Origin of the sequence: Micromonospora sp. D75, from assembly GCF_018070405.1 — a bacterium.
GTDB lineage: Bacteria > Actinomycetota > Actinomycetes > Mycobacteriales > Micromonosporaceae > Micromonospora > Micromonospora chalcea.
Genome location: NZ_JAGPXV010000514.1, coordinates 1 through 4,422, shown reverse-complemented (window position 1 = coordinate 4,422; position 4,422 = coordinate 1). Strand labels below are relative to the sequence as shown.

The following is a 4,422-nucleotide window of genomic DNA, read 5'->3' as shown; positions in this document are numbered from 1 at the left end:
CCTCGGCGCTGCCTTCGGCCGCGAACAGCACCGGCTTCAGCGGCTGCGGCAGCTGGTGGTCCAGGGCCGCGCAGACCTCGTCGAGGGCCGCCGCGAAGACGGGGAACGTGTCGTACAGCTGGCGGCCGGTGCCGGGGCGCTGGGCGCCCTGGCCGGAGAACTGGACGGCGAGGCCGCCGGCGCGTCGCCGGGCGGTGACCACCGCTGGGTGCTCCTCCCCGGCGGCCAGGGCGCGCAGCGCGGCCAGCCGGGTCTCCCGGTCGGCGGCGATCACGGTGGCCCGCCGGCCGAGGTGGGCGCGGCCGTCGGCGAGCGCCCAGGCGACCAGGCCGGCCGGGTCGTCGCCGGTCGCGACGTGGTCGGCCAGCCTCCCGGCCTGCTCGCGCAGGGCGGGCAGATCGGCGGCGGAGACCGGCCACGGCAGGGCCACGGCGCGGTGGTCGCGTCGCGCTTCGCCGTGCCCCGCGGTCACGTCGAACGTTGCGGTGTCGGCGGCGGCGACCGGCGCCGGGGCCTCCTCGATGATCACGTGGGCGTTGGTGCCGCTGATGCCGAACGAGGAGACGCCGGCCCGGCGGGGTCCGTCCGTGGCGGCCCACGGTCGTGCTTCGGTGAGCAGCGCCAGCGTGCCGGAGGACCAGTCGACGTGCGGGGTCGGCGCGTCGACGTGCAGGGTCTTCGGCAGCACCTCGTGTTGCAGGGCCAGCACCATCTTCATCAGGCTCGCCGCGCCCGCCGCGGCCTGGGTGTGGCCGATGTTCGACTTCACCGACCCGAGCCACAGCGGCCGCTCGGCGGTTCGGTCCCTGCCGTACGTGGCCAGCAGCGCCTGCGCCTCGATCGGGTCGCCGAGGGTGGTGCCGGTGCCGTGTGCCTCGACGACGTCCACGTCTGCGGGGGTGAGGCCGGCGTTGTCCAGCGCGTGCCGGATGACCCGCTGCTGGGCGGGTCCGTTCGGGGCGGTGAGGCCGTTGCTCGCGCCGTCGGAGTTGACGGCGCTGCCCCGTACGACGGCGAGGATCCGGTTGCCGTCGCGCTGGGCGTCGGAGAGCCGCTGGAGCAGCAGGACGCCGACGCCCTCGCCCCAGCCCGTGCCGTCGGCGGCCTCGGCGAACGCCTTGACCCGCCCGTCGGCCGCGAGGCCGCGCTGCCGGGAGAACTCCAGGAACGCGCCCGGGGTCGACATCACCGTCACGCCGCCGGCGAGGGCGAGGTCGCACTCGCCGCTGCGCAGCGCCTGCGCGGCCAGGTGCAGCGCCACCAGCGACGACGAGCAGGCCGTGTCGACGGTGACCGCCGGGCCGTGCAGCCCGAACGAGTACGCCAGGCGGCCCGAGACCACGGACGCGCCGTTGCCGGTCGCCTGGTAGCCCTCCACCTGCGAGCGGGCGCCCAGCAGCAGCGTGGCGTAGTCCTGCCCGTTGGTGCCCATGAAGACGCCGGTGGCGGAGCCGCGTACCCGGTGCGGGTCGATGCCGGCGCGTTCGAAGACCTCCCAGGTGGTGTGCAGCAGCAGCCGCTGCTGCGGGTCCATGGCGAGGGCCTCGCGCGGGTTGATCCCGAAGAACGCGGCGTCGAAGCCGACGACGTCGTGCAGGAAGCCGCCGCTGCGGGTGTAGCTGGTGCCGACCCGCTCCGGGTCGCTGTCGAACAGGCTGTCGAGGTCCCAGCCCCGGTCGGCCGGCATCGGCGTGACCGCGTCCACCCCCTCGGCCAGCAGGCGCCACAGCTCCTGCGGCGACGACACGCCGCCCGGGAAGCGGCAGGCCATGGAGACGATCGCGATCGGCTCGTCGGCCGCCGGCCGGGCAGAGGCCACGCCGCCGGTGACCGGGCCGCCGTCCGCGCCGATGACGATTTCGGTACGCAGGAAGCGGGCCAGTTCCGCCGCCGACGGGTGGTCGAAGACCACTGTCGACGGCAGGGTCAGGCCGGTGACCCGGCCCAGCCGGTCCCGCAGTTGCACGGCGGCGAGGGAGTCGAAGCCCAGTTCCCGGAACGCCCGGCCGGCGGGCACCTGGTCGGTGGTGGGGTGGCCGAGCACGGCCGCCGCCTCCGCGCGGACGAGGTCGACCAGCAGCGCCTCCTGGCCGGTCGCCGGCAGCGTGGCGAGCCGGTTGCGCAGCCCGTCGGTGGCGGCGGCGCTCTCCGGCCGCTGCGGCTCTTCGGCGACGGCGGGGGCGACCCGGTCGAAGAGGTGGCTCGGCCGTGCGGCGGTGAACGCCGTGACGAACCGGGACCAGTCGACGTCCACGATCACGGGGGCCGCCTCGGGGGCGTTCACCCAGCGGCCGAGCGCCGCGACGGCGGCGTCGGGCGCGAGCGGGCTGAACCCGCGGCGGCGCAGGCCGTCGGCGGTCTCCCCGGCGGCCATGCCGTCCTCCGCCCACGGGCCGTACGCCAGCGCGGTGGCGGGCAGGCCCTTCGCCCGGCGGGCTGCGACGAGGGTGTCGAGCAGGGCGTTGCCGGCCGCGTAGCCGGCCTGCCCGCCGCCGCCCCAGACACCGGCGACCGAGGAGAAGACCACGAACGCGTCGAGGTCGCGACCCCGGCAGGCGGCGTCGAGGTGCAGGGCGCCGAGCACCTTGCCGGCCAGGGTGTCCGACAGCTCGCCGTCGGTCACCTCGTACGCCGGGGTGGTGCCGCCGGACGCTCCGGCGGTGTGCACGACGGCGGTCAGCTCCGGCAGGTCCGCCACGAGGGCGTCGACGGCGGCCCGGTCGGTGACGTCGCACGCCACGACCCGCACCGCACCCAACTCGGCCACCAGCTCCGCCGCACCCGGAGCCCCCGGACCCCGCCGCGAGGCGAGGACCACCTCACCGGCCCCGTTCGCCAGCAACCAGCGGGCCACGTGCCGACCCAACGCTCCTGTACCACCGGTCACCAGCACCGTCCCGGCGGGCCGCCAACCTGACCCGGCGGGCGGCGCGGCCGGCACCAGCCGCCGGCCGAAGATGCCGCTGCGCCGGACGGCCACCTGGTCCAGGGTGCCGTCGGCGAGGACCGCGACGAGCCCGGCGCGGGCGCCGCGGTCGGCGCGGGCGGGCAGGTCGACCAGGCCGCCCCAGCGGTCCGGCTGTTCGAGGGCGACGACCCGGCCCAGGCCCCAGGCCAGGGCCGCCCAGACGTCGTCGACCCGTTCGCCGGCAGTGACGGGCATCGCGGTCCGACTGAGCGCCCACACCCGTCCGGCCAGGCCGGTGTCGGTGAGCGCCCGGACGAGGGTGAGCAGGGCGGCCGTGCCAGCGGGCAACGCCGGCGTGTGCGCCGGGGGCCGGTCCTGGCGGGGCAGGACGCAGAGCACCCCGGCCCAGCCGTCCCCGCTGATCCGGCGCAGCCGCTCGCCCAGGTCGGCGCGGTCGAGGGTGGACGACACGGTGAGCGTGTCCACCCGGGCGCCGGCCTGGGTGAGGGTCTTCGCCACGCCCGCGTCGGCGCCGCTGTCGACGGTGACGATCAGCCACCGCCCGGACAGCCTGGTCTTCGGGTTCGGCCGGACCGGCTCCCACCCGATCCGGTACGACCACCCGTCCAGCGCGGTGTCCCGGGACCGGTGACGACGCCAGCGCGAGAGGACCGGCAGGGCCGGGCCGAGCGTGTCCAGGGCGTCGGGGTCGTCGCCGAGTTCGGCGGCGAGGGCGGCCAGGTCGCCACGCTCGACGGCGGTCCAGAACTCGACGTCGCCGCCGTCCGGGGCGGCCCGCTTCTCGGCCGTGCCCTCGGGCCAGTAGCGCTGGTGCTGGAAGGCGTACGTGGGCAGGTCGACGCGGCGCGCGCCGGTGTCGGCGAACCACTGCGTCCAGGTCACCGGCATCCCGTGCACGTGCAGTTCGGCCAGGGCGTGCAGCAGCGCGTGCGCCTCCGGGCGGTCACGGCGCTGCACGGCCACCGCCAGCACACCGTCGTCGTCGGGCAGCACGTCGGCGGTCATCGCGGTCAGGACGCTCTGCGGACCGACCTCCAGGAACGTGTCCACCCCGGCAGCCCGCACAGCGGCGATCCCGTCGGCGAACCGCACCGCCTCGCGCACGTGCCGCACCCAGTACTCCGGCGTGCGGATCTCGTCGCCGGCCAGGGCACCGGTCACGTTCGACACCACCGGCAACAACGGCGTGGCAAACGTGAGGCCGTGCAGGACCGCGCGGAACTCGGCCAGCATCGGCTCCATCAACGGACTGTGGAACGCATGGCTCACCGTCAGCCGGCGAGTGCGCACGCCCCGCTCCCGCCAGACCCGCTCCACCTCGTCCAGGGCCTCGACGGCACCGGAGACGACGACGGCGGCAGGCCCGTTAACCGCCGCGATACCGAGACGGTCGGTCATCCCGGCGAGAGACTCCGCCACCGCAGCCTCGTCGGCCGCCACCGCCAGCATCCCGCCACCGGCCGGCAGCGCCTGCATCAACCGACCCCGCGCGG

The 4,422-nt window shown here is 76.3% G+C and carries 1 protein-coding gene; it reads right to left on the bottom strand.

Annotation, left to right across the window (positions count from 1 at the left end):
- A partial coding sequence (locus KBX39_RS24420) for a type I polyketide synthase (protein ID WP_247660541.1) occupies positions 1–4,405 on the bottom strand: 4,405 nt, incomplete at its 3' end.
- Positions 4,406–4,422 lie beyond the last annotated feature (17 nt).